An 18,182-nucleotide genomic window follows, 5' to 3' on the forward strand; every position below is an offset into this window, starting at 1 on the left:
TCCGCGGCGTACGGGTGGCGAAGTCTGGCGTTTTGCCGTCGCGCGTGTTCTCTTCGCCTCCGCCACGGGAGGATGGGGCTCGGTCGTCGGTGGCTATGACGCCCGGGTCCGTCGCCAGGTTCCGGGTGGCCCCCAACCACCCCTGGCCTTCTCCGAGTACGTACCCATCACGACCGTTGTGACGCTCCGTCGAGCAAGGCCAGTCGACCGCAATGGACCGATACCTAAGGCAGTTTTCAGCCAACTTGCCGGTAACGCAAGGGGTTCGGACAAACCCCCTCGCGTCTCATGGACACCAGGAATCCCCGCAGGACAATGCTGGACATCCCCTCACGAGTGCGTGTACATGTGGAGACACTGCTAGCGGCGCAGAATGACATGGGGGTTTGCGATGCTTCCCAGCAATACGCACCGGTCTGGAAGCCGGACGCCATGAACGCCCCGCACCCGCCGAAAGTGGCCGGAATCGACCCCACAGTTCCCACGCCCGCCCACACTGCGACGCCCGTCCCTCCCGTCTCCGGCGCCCCCTGCGTCCCGGGCACCACCACCGTTCCCGCCCCCCATCCGCCCGCCCCCGGCACCCTGCTCCAGGACCGGCTGGCCGGCTGGGTCTCCGATCTGACGACCCTGCACGAACTCACCGAGCGACTCTCCCGCACCAGCGCGCTCGAGGTCGCCCTGCACGAACTGCTGCGCGCCGGAGCCGCCCTGGTCGGCGCCCGCCGCGGCCTGGTCGCCCTGGAGCCCGCCGACGGCCTCGGCCCCCGCACCAGCCTCGGCCTCGGCCTCGGCCGCGCCGACCTCGGCCACCTCGAGACCGTGCCGCGCGGCTCGCTGCCGTACGACACCGGCGGCTCCGCCGAGATCACCCACCCCGACCTGCTCGCCGAGGACGGCCTCGACCCGCGCCACCGCGAAGTGGCCGTCCGCCTCGGCTACGCCGCCAGCTACGCCCTGCCGCTCGCCACCGAGTCCGCCGGCCGCCTCGGCGCCGCCGTCTGGTTCTACGACGAACCGGCCGAGCCGCACGAGCGCCGCCGCCACCTCGCCGGGCTGTACGTCCGGCACGCCACCGAGCACCTGGCCCGGCTGCTGGAGGTGGAGCGCACGCGCGCGTGCGTGGCGACCCTCACCGGTGAACTGCTGCCCTCCCGGCTGCCCCGGGTGCCCGGCGTCCAGCTCGCCGCCCGGCACCGCACGAGCGCGCGCGGCGGCGGCGACTGGTACGACGCCCTGCCGCTGCCGGACGCCGCGCTCGGTCTGTCCGTCGGCTCGGTCACCGGCTCCGGGCCCGGCGCGGTGGCCGCCATGGGCCGGCTGCGCGCCTCCCTGCGCGCCTACGCCGTGATGGAGGGCGAGGACCCGGTCGCGGTCCTGTCCGACCTGGAGCTGCTGCTCCGGCTGACCGAGCCCGCCCGCTCGGCCACCGCCCTGTTCGCCTACTGCGAGCCCGCGCTGCGCCGGATCACCCTGGCCGGCGCCGGGCACGCCCCGCCGCTGCTGACCGGCGAGCGGCGCACCGAGTTCGCCGAGACCTCCGTCTCCGCGCCGCTCGGCATGCTCGCCTGCTGGGAGGCGCCGAGCGCCGAGGTGCGCACGGAGCCCGGGGAGACGGTCCTGCTCTACACCGACGGGCTGCTGCACCGCACCGGCGACCCGACGGACCGCGCCTTCGCCCGGCTGCACGCCGCCGCCGCGGGCGTCCCGCGCGCACTGCGGCACGATCCGGGCGCCGTCGCCGACCACGTCCTGCGCACGGTCCTGCCGGACGGCCTGGACGCGGCCGACAACGAGGAGGACGTGGTCCTGCTGGCGGCCCGCTTCGACTGACGGGCCCGGCGGCGGTCCGGCCGGCCGACCGGTATGACCGGGCATAACAGGTCATCCGACCCCGCCCGCTCCCGGTACGACCGTACGATGATGGAGGCCCCGCTCGGCCACAAGCAGGAGCGCACGGGCCCCGGGGGAGATCACTGGCGTATCGAGGAGGATCACGTGTCCGACGAGCTCAACCCGGCTGTGCCCGACACCGCTACCGCGGAGGGCCCGGAGACCGAGGCCGAGGAGCCGGTCAAGCAGCGGAAGAACGGCCTGTACCCGGGCGTCTCCGACGAGCTGGCCGAGAACATGAAGTCCGGCTGGGCCGACACGGAGCTGCGTGACCTGGAGCCCGTCGAGCAGGCCGCGCACACCGCGCGCCGCCGCGCCGCGCTCTCCGCCCGCTTCCCGGGCGAGCGCCTGGTCATCCCGGCGGGCAACCTCAAGACCCGCTCGAACGACACCGAGTACCCCTTCCGCGCCTCGGTCGAGTACGCGTACCTCACCGGCAACCAGACCGAGGACGGCGTCCTGGTGCTGGAGCCCAAGGGCGACGGCCACCGGGCCACCGTCTACCTGCTGCCGCGCTCCGACCGCGAGAACGGCGAGTTCTGGCTCTCCGGCCAGGGCGAGCTGTGGGTCGGCCGCCGCCACTCCCTCACCGAGTCCGAGGCGCTCTACGGCATCCCGGCCGCCGATGTGCGCGAGCTGGCCGACGCGCTCCGCGAGGCCACCGGCCCGGTCCGCGTGGTGCGCGGCCACGACGCCGGCATCGAGGCGGCCCTGACCGACAAGGTCACCGCCGAGCGCGACGAGGAGCTGCGCGTCTTCCTCTCCGAGATGCGCCTGGTGAAGGACGAGTTCGAGATCGGCGAGCTGCAGAAGGCCGTCGACTCCACCGTGCGCGGCTTCGAGGACGTCGTGAAGGTCCTCGACAAGGCCGAGGCGACCTCCGAGCGCTACATCGAGGGCACCTTCTTCCTCCGCGCACGCGTGGAGGGCAACGACGTCGGCTACGGCTCCATCTGCGCGGCCGGCCCGCACGCCTGCACCCTGCACTGGGTCCGCAACGACGGCCCGGTCCGCTCCGGTGACCTTCTCCTGCTGGACGCCGGCGTGGAGACGCACACCCTGTACACCGCCGACGTCACGCGCACGCTGCCCGTCAACGGCACGTACACCGAGCTCCAGAAGAAGATCTACGACGCCGTGTACGACGCCCAGGAGGCCGGCATCGCGGCCGTCAAGCCGGGCGCCAAGTACCGCGACTTCCACGACGCCGCCCAGCGCGTGCTGGCCGAGCGGCTCGTCGAGTGGGGCCTGGTCGAGGGCCCGGTCGAGCGCGTCCTGGAGCTGGGCCTGCAGCGCCGCTGGACCCTGCACGGCACCGGGCACATGCTCGGCATGGACGTCCACGACTGCGCCGCCGCACGGACCGAGACCTATGTGGACGGCACCCTGGAGCCGGGCATGGTGCTCACCGTCGAACCCGGTCTGTACTTCCAGGCCGACGACCTGACCGTGCCGCGGGAGTACCGGGGGATCGGCGTCCGGATCGAGGACGACATCCTCGTGACCGAGGACGGCAACCGGAACCTCTCCGCGGGGCTGCCGCGCCGCTCCGACGAGGTCGAGGCGTGGATGGCCGCGCTGAAGGGCTGATCCGCCGATTCCCGGACGAGGGGCCCCCGCAGCTCACGCCGTGAGCAGCGAGGGGTCCTTCGTCCACTTGAGGATCTTGTCGAAGCTGACCACCGTCCCGCCCCGTCCGGGTTTCGCCCCGACGTGGACGTGGTCGGCCAGCTCTTGGATCAGACACAGGCCGCGCCCGTGCTCGGCGTCCGGACGGGCGGGCCGGAAGTCCTGGGCGCGGGGCAGACCGGGCCCGGAGTCGGCCACCTCGATACGGCACCTCTCCCCGTCGAGGTACGCCGTCACCTGGTACGCCTCCGAGGCGCCGGGCGCGGTGTCACCGCCGTGCTCGACCGCGTTCGCACAGGCCTCGGACAGGGCCACCGACAGGTCGTAGGAGATGTCGGGGTCGACCCCCGCCGTCTCCATCGTTCCGATGAGCAGCCGTCGCGCGAGCGGAACGCTCGCGGCCTCGCGCCGCAGTTGGAGTGACCACCAGATGCTCATGCTCCAGCCTCCTGGCCGCGGCTCGACATACCGTTACGTATTGCCACCGGCGGGTGGCCGTAAGCACTCCATTGACGTGAACGAGCCCATTCGGCCGATGCGCCGCGGCCGGAATCGGTGTATGGGCAGGTCGAACCGGTGAACGGGGACGGCGCGGCCGACCTGCCGTGTACGGCGGGTGGGGCCGGTGGGATGATGAGCCCGCCATGACTGCCCCCCACCCGCGCACGGCGCGTCCCGGAGCCGCGCTCCGGATCCTGCGGGCCGCGGTGTTCGCCGCGGCCTGCGTCGCGCTGGCCGCGTGCGGGCACACCCTGGCCTCCTGCGCGGGCGTGCCGCTGTGGACGCTCGGCGCGGGCTTCCTCGGCTGTCTGCTGTTCGTGGTGCCGCTCGCCGGGCGGGCCCGCTCGTTGCCGGGCATCGCCGGGCTGCTCGCCCTCGGCCAGACCGTGCTGCACACGCTGTTCGGGCTGGGCCAGCACGGGGCCGCGACGGCCGCCGGCGGGATGCCGATGGCCGCCGGGTCCACGGGCGCGGCGCTGAGCGACCGGGCGCTGGTGGAGCAGGCCACCCGGCTCGTGTGCGGGTCGACCCCGTCGTCCCTCACCCCGGGGCACGCCTACCGGCTGCTGCTCGACGCCCGGCTGATCGACCGTTCGGGCCGGCCCACCGCGTCCCTGGGCGCCATGGAACACGCGCACGACGCCGCGGGCGCCACCGCCGGCATGCTGCCCTCGCTGCCGATGCTGCTCGGCCACGTGCTCGCCGCCGTGACCGCCGGCTGGCTGCTGCGCCGCGGGGACCTGGCCGTGCTGCGGCTGATGGAACTGTCGGCGCACGGCGTCGCGGAGACCGCGCTCATACGGTCCCTGCGCGCCGCGCTCACGCTGGCGCACGCCCTGTGCGCCGGGCTGCTTCCCGACACCCCGCCCGGCCCGCGCGGCCGGCGTTCCGGCCGGGACGAGGCCCCGGCGCCGCACACCGCCGTACTCCAGCACACGGTGATCCGGCGCGGTCCCCCCGCCGCCGCCTTCCTCCTCGCCGCCTGACACGACGCGACGACCACTCCAGCCGGGACGCAAGAGCGCCGGCCGGGAGGCGCCGCCGTCGTGCGGCACGCGCGCGTGCGCCCACCGATCGCCGCCGTCCCGAGTGGCACGGCCGCCCGCACGCGTACTCCCGATCACCACGCAATCCCACCCGGAGTGGAGTACTCCCTGCCATGAAGGTTTCTCGTATCACCGCCGCCGCCCTCGTCGCCGGCTCGGCCGTCCTCGGCCTGTCCGCCCCCGCGTTCGCGCACGTCACCGTGCAGCCGGAGGGCACCGCGGCCAAGGGCGGCTACGCGGTCGTGGACGTCAAGGTCCCGAACGAGCGCGACGACGCCTCGACCACCAGGGTCGAGATCAACCTGCCGGCCGACCACCCGATCGCCTCGGTGATGCCGCAGCCGGTGCCCGGCTGGAAGGTCACCGTCACCAAGTCCAAGCTGGACAAGCCGCTGACCATGCACGGCGAGAAGATCGACGAGGCCGTCACCAAGGTCACCTGGACCGCCGACGGCAAGGGCATCGAGCCCGGCTTCTTCCAGAAGTTCCCGGTGTCCCTGGGCGCCCTGCCCGAGAACACCGACCAGCTGGTGTTCAAGGCCCTCCAGACCTACTCCGACAAGGAAGTGGTGCGCTGGATCGAGGTCCCGCAGGAGGGCCGGGAGGAGCCGGACAACCCCGCCCCGGTGCTGGAGCTGGCCGCCGCCTCCGACGACGAGCACGGCTCGGCGAGCGCGGCGAACGCGGCCGGCAAGGACGCCGGGACCGGGAAGACGGCCGCCGCGGACTCCGGTGACGGCACCGACACCACCGCGCGCGTGCTCGGCGTGGCCGGCATCGTCGCCGGCGTCGCGGGCGTGGCCTACGGCATCTTCGCCGGCCGCCGCCGCACCGCCGCCTGACCCTCGTTCCACAGCGCGCGCCGGGTGTCGCGCGGGGCCGTCCCCGCACGGCCCCGGCGACCCCGGTGCGCGCCGGAGTTCACACATCTGGGACATTTTCCTATGCGCAAGAAGACGTTCGCCGCGGCGGCGCTGCTCGCCGCCGCCACCCTCACCCTCTCCGCCTGCGGCAACGGGAACGACGCCGACGACTCACCGGTCGCCGTGGTCTCGGGCGGCTCCGGCTCGAACAAGCCGGCCACCGTCCTCGACCAGCCGTTCGACAAGCCGGCGCTGGTGCTCACCGACACCCACGGCAAGAAGTACGACCTCCGCAAGGAGACCCAGGGCCACCCGACCCTCGTCTACTTCGGCTACACCCACTGCCCGGACATCTGCCCGGCGACGATGAGCAACATCGCCGTCGCCAAGAAGTCCCTGCCCAAGGCGGAACAGGACGATCTGAAGGTCGTCTTCGTCACCACCGACCCCGGCCGCGACACCCCGGCCGAGCTGGGCAAGTGGCTCAAGGGCATCGACCCCGAGTTCATCGGCCTGACCGGCGACTTCGCCAGGATCCAGGCCGGCGCGCGGACCCTCGGCATCGCCGTGGAGCCGACGAAGAAGGACGAGAACGGCAAGCTCGTCTCCATGCACGGCACCCAGGTCGTCGCCTTCTCCCCGAAGACCGACGCCGGGTACGTCCTCTACGGCGAGAGCGCCACGGCCGACGACTACACCAAGGACCTGCCCAAGCTCGTCAAGGGAGCCAACCCGTGAGGCGTCCGGCCGTCCTGACCGCGGGCGCGCTCACCGCCGCCCTGGCCCTCACCGGCTGCTCGGACTCCGCGAGCGCGGACGCCGGGAAGGCGGACCTGTCCGTCAGCTCCGCCTACATGCCCCAGCCCGTCTCCGCCGACATGGCCGCCGGCTTCCTGACGATCACCAACGAGGGCGGGGCCGGCGACGAGCTGACCTCGGTCAGCAGCGACGTCGCCGGCGAGGTCACCATGCACAGCACCACCGGCGGGGCCATGGCACAGGAGTCCTCCTTCGGCATACCGGCGCACGGCCGGCTCGTGTTCCGCAGCGGGGGCGACCACCTGATGTTCGAGAAGCTGAAGCGTGCGCCGAAGCAGGGCCAGACGGTCACGGTGAAGCTCACCTTCGCCCGGTCCGGACCGCTCACCGTCGAGATGCCGGTGAAGTCCGCGACGTACACCCCGTCGACCGGCCACTGAAGGAGGGACCACCGTGACCCCGACCACCGCCCCCCGACTGCGGACCCTGCTGCTGCTCCTGCTCGCCGTCACCGGCGCGCTGCTGGCGGGCGCCTCACCCGCCTCCGCCCACGCGGCGCTGACCGGCAGCGACCCCGCGCAGGGAGCGGTGGCCGGACAGGCACCCGCCCAGGTGTCGCTCACCTTCTCCGAGAAGGTGGCCATGAGCGACGACTCCGTGCGCGTCCTCGACCCCCGGGGCAAGCCGGTGCAGACGGGCGGCCCCGCCAACGTGAGCGGCACGACGTACGCCGTGAAACTGGAGGGCGGCCTGGCCAAGGGCACCTACACCGTCACCTACCAGGTCGTCTCGGCGGACAGCCACCCCGTCGCCGGTGCCTACACCTTCTCCGTCGGCGCGCCCTCGCCCACCGTCGTGACCGGCGCCGGACCGGCCGCGGGCGGCGGGGTCGTCGGCGGGCTGTACGCGTTCGGCCGGTACGCGTCGTACGCCGGTTTCCTCGTGCTCGCCGGCGGCGCGGCCTTCGTGCTCGCCTGCTGGCAGCGCGGCGCGGGGGTACGGGCCGTGCAGCGGCTGGTCGTCGGCGGCTGGATCACGCTGACCGCGGCCACCCTGTGGCTGCTGCTCCTGCGCGGCGCGTACACCACCTCCGGAAAGCCCGCCGACGTCTTCGACCTCGATCTGCTCGGCCAGGTGCTCCAGACCAAGACCGGGGCCGCGCTGGTCTCCCGGCTGCTGCTGCTCGCCGCCGCCGCGCTGTTCGTCGCCGTCCTCTTCGGCACCTACACCCGGCGTACGGACGTCACCGAGAAGCGGGACCTGACCTTCGGGCTCGCGGTCGGCGGGACGGTCGTCGCGGCCGGGCTCGCCACCACCTGGGCCATGGCCGAGCACGCCTCCACCGGGCTCCAGCCGGGTATCGCCATGCCGGTGGACGTCGTCCACCTGCTGGCCGTCGCCGCCTGGCTGGGCGGACTCACCGCCCTGCTGACCGCGCTGTACCGCGCGCCCGCCGGGCACCCGGTCGAGGCCGCCGCCGTCCGGCGCTTCTCCCGGCTGGCGTTCGGCTCCGTCCTCGCGCTCGTCGCCACCGGCGTCTACCAGTCCTGGCGTCAGCTCGGCTCCTGGTCGGCGTTCACCGAGACCCGCTACGGGCAGTTGCTGCTGGCCAAGATCGCGCTGGTGGCGGTGCTGGTCGGCATCGCGGGCCTGTCCCGGCGGTGGACGGGCCGGCTCACCGACCGCGGCGCGGACGCCGGGCGGGAACGGACGGAAGGGGCCCCCGCCGCCGACACCGCGACCGACACCGAGCGAAAAGGGGCTGAGCGGGAAGGGGCCGAGCGGGTCACCGCCGCCGACGCCGGACAGTCCGGCACGGCCCGGGAGGAGCAGGTTCTCGCCGCCGCGACGACCGGTGGCGGCGGCGCGGGCGGGAACTCCGGTGAAGCCGGTGACGCCCGGCGGGCCGCCCAGCTCGCCCGGCAACGCGCGGCCGTCGACGCCGCCCGGCGCAAGCGGCTGCGCGACGCCGACGAGAACCGCTTCGGACTGCGCCGCTCGGTGCTCGCCGAGGCCGGTGTGGCCCTCGTCCTGCTCGCCGTCACCACCGCGCTGACCCAGACCGAACCGGGCCGCACCGAGCAGGAGGCCGAGGCGGCCGTCTCCGCCCCGGCCGGCTCCGGCACCTCGGCGGCCTCCGGCGCGCTCACCCTGGACATGCCGTTCGACACCGGCGGCACCGACGGCAAGGGCGTCGTCCGCATCGGCCTCGACCCCGCGCGCACAGGCGGCAACGAGATGCACGTCTACGTCCAGCGGCCCGACGGCCGGGCCTTCGACGTCCCGGAGGTGAAGGTCTCCTTCACCCTGACGGCGAAGAAGATCGGCCCGCTTCCGGTGAACCCCGACCACATCACCACCGGCCACTGGTCGGCGAGCGGGGTGCAGCTGCCCATGGCCGGCGACTGGAAGGTCGCCGTCACGGTCCGCACCTCCGACATCGACCAGGCGACCGTCTCCAAGAACGCGCAGATCGGCTGAACCACACCATGCCCGACCAGTCCCTCTCCCAGCTCCGTACCCCCGAGGCGCCGGCGGCGGAGCCCGGAACCCGCGCGAGCGGCGTCTCCCGGCGCGCCCTGCTCGGCACCGCCGGGGCCACCGGGATCGTGCTCGGCGCGGCCGGCGGTGCCGTGGGGTACGCCGCCGCGCCCGCCGGTGCCACCCCGCTGACCGCGCTGGGCTCCGGCCGGGCGATGTTTCACGGGAAACATCAGCCCGGCATCACCGAGGGCCTCCAGGCGCGCGGCCACCTCGTCGCCTTCGACCTGGCGGCGGGCGCGGGCCGCAAGGAGGCGGCGGCCCTGCTGCGCCGCTGGTCGGCGACCGCCGAGCGGCTGATGGCGGGCGCACCCGCCCCGCACGACGACACCGACGTGGCCCGGGACGCGGGGCCGTCCTCGCTGACCGTCACGTTCGGCTTCGGGCACAGCTTCTTCGCCAGGACCGGGCTGGCCAAGCAGCGGCCGGCCGCGCTGGACCCGCTCCCGGACTTCTCCTCCGACCGGCTCGACAAGGCCCGCAGCGACGGCGACCTGTGGGTGCAGATCGGCGCGGACGACGCCCTGGTCGCCTTCCACGCCCTGCGCGCGATCCAGAAGGACGCGGGATCGGCCGCGCGGATCCGCTGGCAGATGAACGGCTTCAACCGCAGTCCGGGGGCCACCGTCCGCCCCATGACGGCCCGCAACCTCATGGGCCAGCTCGACGGCACCGGCAATCCGAAGCCGTCCGACGCGGACTTCGAGAAGCGGATCTTCGTGCCCTCCTCGGGCGAGCCGGCGTGGATGGCGAACGGCTCCTACGCCGTCGTCCGCCGCATCCGCATGCTCCTGGACGACTGGGAGAAGCTGTCGACCACCGCCCAGGAGCAGGTCATCGGACGCCGCAAGGACAACGGGGCACCGCTGTCCGGCGGTGACGAGACGACCCCGATGGACCTGGAGAAGGCCGACACCAAGGGCGACTACCTGGTCCCGCTCAACGCGCACGCCCGGATCACCCGGCCCGACCGGAACGGCGGCGCGGCCATGCTGCGGCGGCCCTTCTCCTACCACGACGGCATCGACGCGGACGGCACCCCGGACGCCGGTCTCCTCTTCATCTGCTGGCAGGCCGATCCGCTGCGCGGCTTCGTCCCGGTGCAGCGCAAGCTCGACCGGGGCGACGCGCTGTCGCCGTTCGTCCGGCACGAGGCGAGCGGCCTGTTCGCGGTGCCGGGCGGAGCGGCGGAGGGCGAGTACGTGGGGCAGCGGCTGCTGGAGGGATGAGCGCGGCTGCCTGAGGGACGACCCGGATTCAAACCACCCGGTCGAGTGGCATTCCTGAGACACCTGCCTCAAGCCCCTCCGCGGCCATTAGGGTGAGGACCATGCCAGCGAGCTATGCCTATCTCGGTCCGGAGGGCACCTTCACGGAGGTCGCCCTGCGCACGCTTCCGGAGGCGGCCACCCGGGAGCTGATCCCGTACATCTCGGTGCAGTCCGCGCTGGACGCGGTGCGGGCCGGCGAGGCCGAGGCCGCGTTCGTGCCGATCGAGAACTCCGTCGAGGGCGGCATCACCACCACCCTGGACGAGCTGGTCGCGGGCGAACCGCTGATGATCTACCGCGAAGTACTGCTGTCGATCACCTTCGCGCTGCTGGTCCGGCCCGGCACGAAGCTCGCGGACATCAAGACGGTCTCCGCCCACCCGGCCGCCCAGCCGCAGGTGCGCAACTGGCTGCGCGCCCACCTCCCGGACGCGGTCTGGGAGTCGGCCGCCTCGAACGCGGACGCCGCCCGCCTGGTCCAGGAGGGGCACTACGACGCCGCCTTCGCCGGCGAGTTCGCCGCCGCCCGGTACGGCCTGGAGGCGCTGGAGACCGGAATCCACGACGCGGAGAACGCCCAGACCCGGTTCGTGCTGGTCGGCCGCCCGGCCCGGCCGGCCGCGCCCACGGGTGCCGACAAGACCTCGGTGGTCCTGTGGCAGCGGGACGACCACCCCGGCGGGCTGCGCGATCTGCTCGGCGAGTTCGCCTCGCGCGGCATCAACCTGATGCTGCTCCAGTCCCGGCCGACCGGCGCGGGCATCGGCAACTATTGCTTCTGCATCGACGCCGAGGGGCACATCGCCGACCGGCGGATGGCGGAGGCGCTGATGGGGCTGCGGCGGATCTGCCTCCAGGTGCGTTTCCTCGGTTCCTATCCGCGGGCGGGCATCGCACCGGGCGAGGTCCGGCCGACCCCGCCGGGCACGTCGGACGAGGAGTTCATGGCGGCGGCGGACTGGGTGGCGCGCTGCCAGGACGGCCGGTTCTGACCGGTCATACGGCCTGACGAACGTTATCCACAGAAGTTATCCACAGGTGCCCTTCTCGACCTGGGGACAAGTCGACAGGGCGGGAGCACAGGGTCGACAAATCGCCCTGTGCCGCCCGATCGTGGCCACTACCCCCCGGCCCACCCTTCGTCCACCCGTTTCCTTTGGTTCATCTTTTGGGGCGACCGTTTTCCACCCGAAAGTGGGCGTCACCGACGTTTGGCCCGGGAATTCTTCACCCCGGGAAGACTTTCCCCGGTGATCAATTCGAGAGTCCACAGATCTTCCACACAGCCTGTGGATAACTCTTCGGAGGGCGGGGATCCCTGTGGACAACCGGCTCGTCAAATCCCGCTCTCCACAAGGGAATCGGGTCAACCGGACGCCCGGAGTCTGCTCCGTCCCGGGGAGTGAGACACTTTCGCCTTGACCTGCGGCGGCAGAGAGGGGACACCCTTGGCATTTACCGCATAACGGAACGTAGGCCGCGAATGGGAACTCACCGTAATAGGGATTCGTGAGCCGCGACCCGGCACCGGTAGCCTGGGCCCCGTGATTGACCTTCGCCTGCTTCGTGAGGACCCCGACCGTGCGCGCGCGTCCCAGCGCGCCCGTGGAGAGGACGTCGCGCTCGTCGACTCCCTCCTGTCTGCCGACGAGCGGCGCAGGTCCTCCGGCGTCCGCTTCGACGAGCTGCGCGCCGAGCAGAAGCAGCTCGGCAAGCTGATCCCCAAGGCTTCCGCCGAGGAGAAGGCCGAGCTGCTGAGGCGCGCAGAGCAGCTGAAGGCCGACGTCAAGGCGGCCGACGCCGAACGCGACGCGGCCGACGCCGAGACCCAGGAACTGCTGCTCCGGCTCGGCAACCTCGTCCACCCCGACGTGCCCGTCGGCGGCGAGGAGGACTTCGTCACGCTGGAGACGCACGGCGCGATCCGCGACTTCGCCGCCGAGGGCTTCGATCCCAGGGACCACCTGGAGCTGGGCCAGCTGCTGGGCGCGATCGACGTCGAGCGCGGCGCCAAGGTCTCCGGCTCCCGTTTCTACTTCCTCACCGGGGTCGGCGCCCTGCTGGAGCTGGCCCTGGTGAACGCGGCGATCGCGCAGGCCACCGCGGCCGGTTTCACCCCGATGCTGACCCCTGCGCTGGTCCGCCCGCAGTCCATGGCCGGCACCGGCTTCCTCGGCCAGGCCGCCCAGGACGTCTACCACCTCGACAAGGACGACCTGTACCTGGTCGGCACCTCCGAGGTCCCGCTGGCGGCCTACCACATGGACGAGATCATCGACGCGGACCGGCTGCCGCTGCGGTACGCGGGCTTCTCCCCGTGCTTCCGCCGCGAGGCCGGCTCGCACGGCAAGGACACCCGGGGCATCTTCCGCGTGCACCAGTTCGACAAGGTCGAGATGTTCTCGTACGTCGCCCCCGAGGACTCCCAGGCCGAGCACCAGCGCCTGCTGGAGTGGGAGAAGCAGTGGCTGACCTCGCTGGAGCTGCCGTTCCGCGTCATCGACGTCGCCTCCGGTGACCTCGGCTCCTCGGCCGCCCGCAAGTTCGACTGCGAGGCGTGGATCCCGACCCAGGGCAAGTACCGCGAGCTGACCTCGACCTCGGACTGCACCGAGTTCCAGTCGCGCCGGCTCTCCATCCGCGTCCGCGACGGCAAGCAGGTCAAGCCGCTGGCCACGCTCAACGGCACGCTGTGCGCCGTACCGCGCACCATCGTGGCGATCCTGGAGAACCACCAGCGGGCCGACGGCTCCGTCCACGTCCCCGAGGTGCTGCGCCCGTACCTGGGCGGCCGCGAGGTGCTGGAGCCGGTGTCCCGGTGAGCTTCCCCTACGGGCTCATCGCCACCGACCTCGACGGAACGCTGCTGCGCTCCGACGAGTCGATCTCGCAGCGCACCCGTGACGCGCTCGCCGCGGCCACCGCGGCGGGCGCGGCCCACATCGTCGTCACCGGCCGCGCCGTCCCGTGGACCCGGCACATCCTGGACGACCTCGGCTACGACGGTCTCGCCGTCTGCGGCCAGGGCGCCCAGGTGTACGACGCCGGCGCGCACCGCCTGCTGACCTCGGTCACCCTGGACCGGCAGCTGGCGGGCGTGGCCCTGGCCAAGATCGAGGCCGAGGTGGGCCCGCTGTACCTGGCGGCCAGCCGGGACGGCCTGGACGGCGAGGTGCTGGTGGGCCCGGGCTACGCGGTCACGGGACGGCTGCCCGGCACCCCGTTCACGGACGTCTCCGACCTGTGGGCGGCCCCGTTGAACAAGATCTACATACAGCATCCGGCGCTGGGCGACGACGAGCTGGCGGCGGCGGCCCGGCAGGCGGCCGGCGGCTTCGTCACGGTGGCCATGGCGGGCGCGGGCATCGTCGAACTGCTTCCGCTCGGCCTGTCCAAGGCCACGGGCCTGTCGCTGGCGGCCCGCCGGCTGGGCCTGAAGGCGGCCGACACGATCGCCTTCGGCGACATGCCCAACGACATCCCTATGTTCGCCTGGGCGTCCCGGGGCGTGGCCATGGCCAACGCCCACGCGGAGCTGAAGGCGGTGGCCGACGAGATCACGGCCTCCCACGAGGAGGACGGCATCGCGGTGGTCCTGGAACGCCTGCTGGCGTAGCCGCCCGGCAGGGACGCCCCGAAGGAGTGCGGGGCCTGGCTCCACTGATGGCCGAGCCCCAGTGGTCGAACGTCTCGCGGAGGATGCACGGATCGAACGTGCGCGGGCTTTCACCCGACCACGGCTTAGCAAGCCGGTGCCTTACCACTCGGCCAATCCTCCGGGTGGGCGGCCCACGCGGGCATGGAGCTCGCGTGCTCGAAGCGGCCGCCCCGGGCGGTTCCCCGGCTCTACGGAGAGGTGGCGACTACTCCGGAGCCGGCCTCGGTCCGCCCTGGCGGGAGCCGGGCGTACTGCCGTGCATGGACATCGCCCACCTCCACTCCCGGTTCATGTCGCCGGGACGATCCCGGCGGACGGGGCACGACCACTGTGCCCCGCCGCCGGAATGGGGCGCCACCGAATAACGGGCGCGTGGAGGCGGGCCGTCCGGGAGGATCCGGGCTTCCTCACTCCTCGCCGGCGAGCGTCAGCGACCGCAGCTTCTGGCCGGCGTACCAGGTGGCCAGGGCGGTGACCACGACCAGCAGCACGGTGGCCGTCGGCAGGCTCACGTCGGAGGTCACCAGCTGTCCGTCGGCGATCTTGTGGGCGACGGCCAGCGACCACTGCTGGACGCTCAGCGTGCGTGCGCCCGGCACCAGCGAGCCGAACAGCGCCTCCCAGACCAGGGCGTAGACGAGTCCGAAGACCACCGCGTGCCGGGAGACCGTGCCCAGCAGCAGGAACAGCGCCGAGTAGGCGATGGAGGAGACCAGCGCCGCGACCGTGTAGGCCACGGCGACCTGCTGGCCGTTGCCGTTCAGGATCAGGCCCGCGATCAGGGTGGGCACGGCCGAGAAGACCATGGTCACGGCGATGGCGACGAAGAGCTTGGTGAAGATGATCGTGGGCCGCTTCAGCGGCTTGGAGAGCAGGTAGACAACGGAGCCGTCGTCGATCTCCGGGCCGATGGCGCCCGTGCCCGCGATCACGCCGATGATCGGGACCATGGTGGCGAGCGCGAAGCCGCCGAGGACGTCGGAGGCGGTCTGGTCGTCGGCTCCGGTCAGCGCGCGCACGGCCACGGAGATCACGATCAGCAGCAGGGGCAGCGCGCCGAGGATGAGGGCCCGGCGACGGCCGAGCAGGGCCCGGTAGGTGAGTCGGGCGACGGTGGGGTCGTACATCTTCGGCCTCCTACGCCGCGACCAGATACGAGAAGACGGACTCCAGGGACTCGTCGGACGGCGAGACCGTGAGCAGCCGGATGCCGTGGTCCTTCGCGACCTTCGGCAGCAGGGCGGTGAAGCGGCCGAAGTCGACGGCCTGGACGCGCAGGGCGCCCTCGGCGTGATCGACCTCGATGCCGGCCGTGGAGGGGTCGGCGATCAGCGCGGCCGCGAGGGCGCGGTCGTCGCTGGAGCGCACCAGGTAGCGGTGCGGGCGGTCGGTCATCAGGCGGCGGATCCGGCGGAAGTCGCCGCTGGCCGCGTGCCGGCCGGCCACGACCACCTCGATGTGCCGGGCGAGCTGCTCGACCTCTTCGAGGATGTGCGAGGAGAACAGCACCGTGCGGCCCTCGTCCCCCATCTTGCGCAGCAGGTCCATCAGCTGCATGCGCTGGCGCGGGTCCATGCCGTTGAACGGCTCGTCCAGCAGGAGCAGCGACGGGTCGTGCACCAGGGCGCTCGCCATCTTCACGCGCTGCCGCATGCCCTTGGAGTACGTGGCGATCTTCCGGTCCTGGGCGTACTCCATCTCCACCGTGGCCAGGGCGCGCTGGGCGGCCTTGGCGCCGAGGCCGTGCAGTTCGGCGTTGGCGACGACGAACTCCCGGCCGGTGAGGAAGTCGTACATCGCCTCGCGTTCGGGGACGATGCCGATGTGCCGGTAGATGGCCTCGTTGCGCCACACCGGCTGTCCGTCGAGGGTGACCGTGCCGGTGGAGGGGGCGAGGAAGCCGCCCATCATGTTGATCAGCGTGGACTTCCCGGCGCCGTTGGGGCCGAGCAGTCCGGTGACACCGGGACCGATGGTCATGGTGATGTCGTTGACGGCGACCACGTTGCCGAACCAGCGGGAGACGTGGTCGATGTTCAGCGTGGTCACAGTCCCACCTTCCGGTAGCGGCGGATCAGGATGCCGTAGCAGGCGGCGATCAGGCCGAGGACGAGCAGGACGTGGACCACGCCCTGGGCGCCGGACGGGCCGGTGCCGCCGGGGTAGGCGGAGGTGCCGCCGAGGAACGCGGACTGCACGCCGTCGATCAGCGTGATCGGCGAGAACAGCCCGATCCACGGCACGGCGCCGCTGCTGCCCTGGGTGTCGGCGATGGCCTGGAGGGTGGAGACCGCGCCGTAGGAGATGGTCAGTACGGCGATCACGGCGGCGATGCCGAAGCCGCGGCGCGGGGTGAACGCGGCGATGACCAGGCCGATGCCGGCGAAGAGCAGCGAGAGGAGTGCCACGGAGACCAGTCCCTGGGCGAATTCCTTGGTCTGGTGGGCGAAGCCCATCTTGGACAGGAGTGCGCCCGCGTACATCACCAGCAGCGGGGCGCCGGTGAGCACGAACAGCGCGGAGGCGAGCGCCGCGAACTTGGCGCGGACGTAGTCGGCGGTCTCGATGGGCCGCGAGAAGTACAGCGGCACGGTCTTGAAACGCAGGTCGCGGGAGACCGCCTGGGGTGCCTGCGAGGCGACGTACAGGCTGATCACGGCCTGGGTGACGATCGCGTACCGGGTGTAGGCCACCGGCAGTTCGTGCGCCTTGGTGACGACGGCGACGGCCACCATGATGGCGGCCGGCACGCACATCACCGCGAACAGCAGCATCGGCAGCACCTTGGACTTCACCGAGCGGCCGAGGCCGTACGCGCCGCGCAGGGACTGCGAGTACAGCGAGCGGCGGGCGTAGGAGCGGCCGAGGCGGGGGCCGTCGTAGCCGCGGTAGCCGATGTCGTGGATGCGGCTCTGGTCGCCGGTGGGCGTTGCCAGGGGATGCTCAACCGCCATGGCCGACCGCCTCCTTCCGCTGTTCGTCGCTGTCGCTGCTGGTGAAGACCTCGGAGATGTGGTGCCGGCGCTGTTCCATGCGCACCAGGCCGAGATCGAGTCCGGCGACCACGTCCCGGACCAGGTCGTACGTCTCCTCGCCGGTGGCGGTCAGCAGCAGGATGTGTCCCGCGCCGGGCAGCCCGCCGGCCTCCGCGTGGGTCTCGACCCCGTGCGCGTGCAGCGCCTCGCGGACCGCGCGGGTGCCGTCGGGGTGGGCGTCGCTGTCGGTGACCTCGATCGCGAGGGTGGTCGTGGTCTGGGTGAAGTCGGTGGTGGAGCTGGAGCGCAGCAGCTTGCCGCCATCGATGACGACGACGTGGTCGCAGGTGCGCTCCAGCTCGCCGAGCAGGTGGGAGGTGACCAGGACCGAGATGCCGAAGTCGCTGTGGATGCGGCGGATCAGGCCGAGCATCTCGTCGCGGCCGACCGGGTCGAGGCCGTTGGTCGGCTCGTCCAGGAAGACCAGCTGCGGGTCGTGCACCAAGGCCTGGGCGAGCTTCACGCGCTGCTTCATGCCGGTCGAGTAGCCGCCGATGGGGCGGTAGCGCTCCTCGTACAGCCCCACGTGGCGCAGGGTGTCGGCGGTGCGTTCGCGCGCGGCGGCGGGCGGCAGGCCGGACATGCGGGCCATGTGGACGACGAACTCGGTGGCCGAGACGTCCGGCGGCAGGCAGTCGTGCTCCGGCATGTACCCCACGCGCTCGCGGATGGCGGCGCCCTTGGCGGCGACGTCGAGGCCGAGCACCTCGGCCCGGCCCTCCGTGGCGGGGGACAGCCCCAGCAGGATCTTGATCAGGGTGGACTTGCCGGCGCCATTGGCCCCGACGAGTCCGGTCACACCGGGCCCGATGTCCACGGACAGCCGGTCGAGCGCGGTCACCCGGGGGAACCGCTTGCTCAGGCTTTCGGTCGCGATCACAGTCACGCCTACGACGTTAGTGATCCGGACCACGTCCGTCGTCAGACCTCAGAGCCGTTTCGCCGTCCGCCCCAGGTATTACGGGGCCCTAAGGGTCCCCCACCCG

General features: G+C 72.4%; 16 protein-coding genes and 1 tRNA gene. 11 read left to right on the forward strand and 6 right to left on the reverse strand.

Annotation, left to right across the window (positions count from 1 at the left end):
* Positions 1-315 precede the first annotated feature (315 nt).
* Together ACZ4W9_RS28400 and ACZ4W9_RS28405 are read left to right on the forward strand one after the other, a co-directional pair.
* Complete coding sequence (locus ACZ4W9_RS28400) at positions 316-1,833, forward strand: PP2C family protein-serine/threonine phosphatase (RefSeq protein WP_467940636.1); 1,518 nt, start codon at positions 316-318, stop codon at positions 1,831-1,833.
* Positions 1,834-1,998: 165 nt separating this feature from the next.
* Positions 1,999-3,483, forward strand: a complete 1,485-nt coding sequence (locus ACZ4W9_RS28405; RefSeq protein WP_467940522.1) for an aminopeptidase P family protein — start codon at positions 1,999-2,001, stop codon at positions 3,481-3,483.
* A 33-nt stretch (positions 3,484-3,516) separates the two neighbouring features.
* Here ACZ4W9_RS28405 and ACZ4W9_RS28410 read toward each other — a convergent pair whose 3' ends face one another.
* A complete protein-coding gene (locus ACZ4W9_RS28410; protein ID WP_467940524.1) occupies positions 3,517-3,960 on the reverse strand; it encodes an ATP-binding protein in 444 nt (147 codons plus the stop codon).
* 206 nt (positions 3,961-4,166) lie between these two features.
* On the opposite strand from ACZ4W9_RS28410, the gene ACZ4W9_RS28415 reads away from it, so the two are divergent.
* The 9 genes from ACZ4W9_RS28415 (at position 4,167) to ACZ4W9_RS28455 (ending at position 14,119) form a co-directional block, all read left to right on the forward strand.
* Positions 4,167-5,009 (forward strand): hypothetical protein, encoded by an 843-nt coding sequence (locus ACZ4W9_RS28415; RefSeq protein ID WP_467940526.1) that lies wholly within the window; start codon positions 4,167-4,169, stop codon positions 5,007-5,009.
* A 173-nt stretch (positions 5,010-5,182) separates the two neighbouring features.
* The gene (locus tag ACZ4W9_RS28420) at positions 5,183-5,911 is read left to right on the forward strand and encodes a YcnI family copper-binding membrane protein (protein WP_467940528.1); all 729 of its coding nucleotides are present in this window, start codon (positions 5,183-5,185) and stop codon (positions 5,909-5,911) included.
* A 102-nt stretch (positions 5,912-6,013) separates the two neighbouring features.
* Positions 6,014-6,670 carry an SCO family protein gene (locus ACZ4W9_RS28425; protein WP_467940530.1) on the forward strand — a complete coding sequence of 219 codons (657 nt, stop codon included), beginning with the start codon at positions 6,014-6,016 and terminating at the stop codon, positions 6,668-6,670.
* Positions 6,667-7,131 carry a copper chaperone PCu(A)C gene (locus tag ACZ4W9_RS28430; RefSeq protein WP_467940532.1) on the forward strand — a complete coding sequence of 155 codons (465 nt, stop codon included), beginning with the start codon at positions 6,667-6,669 and terminating at the stop codon, positions 7,129-7,131. Before ACZ4W9_RS28425 ends, ACZ4W9_RS28430 begins: the two co-directional genes overlap by 4 nt.
* Positions 7,132-7,144: 13 nt before the next feature.
* A complete protein-coding gene (locus ACZ4W9_RS28435; RefSeq protein WP_467940534.1) occupies positions 7,145-9,172 on the forward strand; it encodes a copper resistance CopC/CopD family protein in 2,028 nt (675 codons plus the stop codon).
* Positions 9,173-9,180: 8 nt separating this feature from the next.
* On the forward strand, positions 9,181-10,461 hold the full coding sequence (efeB, locus tag ACZ4W9_RS28440; protein ID WP_467940536.1) for an iron uptake transporter deferrochelatase/peroxidase subunit: 1,281 nt from the start codon (positions 9,181-9,183) through the stop codon (positions 10,459-10,461).
* A gap of 101 nt (positions 10,462-10,562) precedes the next feature.
* Complete coding sequence (pheA, locus tag ACZ4W9_RS28445) at positions 10,563-11,495, forward strand: prephenate dehydratase (RefSeq protein ID WP_467940538.1); 933 nt, start codon at positions 10,563-10,565, stop codon at positions 11,493-11,495.
* Positions 11,496-12,047: 552 nt separating this feature from the next.
* On the forward strand, positions 12,048-13,325 hold the full coding sequence (gene serS / locus ACZ4W9_RS28450) for a serine--tRNA ligase (RefSeq protein WP_467940540.1): 1,278 nt from the start codon (positions 12,048-12,050) through the stop codon (positions 13,323-13,325).
* Positions 13,322-14,119, forward strand: coding sequence for an HAD family hydrolase (locus ACZ4W9_RS28455; RefSeq protein ID WP_467940542.1), 798 nt, complete (start codon positions 13,322-13,324; stop codon positions 14,117-14,119). The genes serS and ACZ4W9_RS28455 overlap by 4 nt, the downstream gene beginning before the upstream one ends.
* A gap of 77 nt (positions 14,120-14,196) precedes the next feature.
* Here ACZ4W9_RS28455 and ACZ4W9_RS28460 read toward each other — a convergent pair.
* From ACZ4W9_RS28460 to ACZ4W9_RS28480, 5 genes are all read right to left on the reverse strand, one after another.
* Positions 14,197-14,281 (reverse strand) — tRNA-Ser (locus ACZ4W9_RS28460).
* A 287-nt stretch (positions 14,282-14,568) separates the two neighbouring features.
* Entirely contained in the window at positions 14,569-15,288 is a 720-nt protein-coding gene (locus ACZ4W9_RS28465; RefSeq protein WP_467940544.1) for an ABC transporter permease subunit, read from the reverse strand.
* Positions 15,289-15,298: 10 nt separating this feature from the next.
* The gene (locus ACZ4W9_RS28470; protein WP_467940546.1) at positions 15,299-16,210 is read right to left on the reverse strand and encodes an ABC transporter ATP-binding protein; all 912 of its coding nucleotides are present in this window, start codon (positions 16,208-16,210) and stop codon (positions 15,299-15,301) included.
* Positions 16,207-17,115 (reverse strand): ABC transporter permease, encoded by a 909-nt coding sequence (locus tag ACZ4W9_RS28475; protein WP_467940548.1) that lies wholly within the window; start codon positions 17,113-17,115, stop codon positions 16,207-16,209. The genes ACZ4W9_RS28470 and ACZ4W9_RS28475 overlap by 4 nt, the downstream gene beginning before the upstream one ends.
* Entirely contained in the window at positions 17,105-18,076 is a 972-nt protein-coding gene (locus tag ACZ4W9_RS28480; RefSeq protein ID WP_467940638.1) for an ABC transporter ATP-binding protein, read from the reverse strand. The genes ACZ4W9_RS28475 and ACZ4W9_RS28480 overlap by 11 nt, the downstream gene beginning before the upstream one ends.
* Positions 18,077-18,182: the final 106 nt, after the last annotated feature.

The organism is Streptomyces sp. NPDC029296 (assembly GCF_055569255.1).

Bases quoted from the DNA above. Each gene is read 5' to 3' on its own strand.
- ACZ4W9_RS28400 (WP_467940636.1), top strand. From the start codon at position 316: ATGCTGGACATCCCCTCACGAGTGCGTGTACATGTGGAGACACTGCTA.
- ACZ4W9_RS28415 (WP_467940526.1), top strand. From the start codon at position 4,167: ATGACTGCCCCCCACCCGCGCACGGCGCGTCCCGGAGCCGCGCTCCGG.
- ACZ4W9_RS28420 (WP_467940528.1), top strand. From the start codon at position 5,183: ATGAAGGTTTCTCGTATCACCGCCGCCGCCCTCGTCGCCGGCTCGGCC.
- pheA (WP_467940538.1), top strand. From the start codon at position 10,563: ATGCCAGCGAGCTATGCCTATCTCGGTCCGGAGGGCACCTTCACGGAG.
- efeB (WP_467940536.1), top strand. From the start codon at position 9,181: ATGCCCGACCAGTCCCTCTCCCAGCTCCGTACCCCCGAGGCGCCGGCG.
- ACZ4W9_RS28410 (WP_467940524.1), bottom strand. From the start codon at position 3,960: ATGAGCATCTGGTGGTCACTCCAACTGCGGCGCGAGGCCGCGAGCGTT.
- ACZ4W9_RS28475 (WP_467940548.1), bottom strand. From the start codon at position 17,115: ATGGCGGTTGAGCATCCCCTGGCAACGCCCACCGGCGACCAGAGCCGC.
- ACZ4W9_RS28425 (WP_467940530.1), top strand. From the start codon at position 6,014: ATGCGCAAGAAGACGTTCGCCGCGGCGGCGCTGCTCGCCGCCGCCACC.
- ACZ4W9_RS28465 (WP_467940544.1), bottom strand. From the start codon at position 15,288: ATGTACGACCCCACCGTCGCCCGACTCACCTACCGGGCCCTGCTCGGC.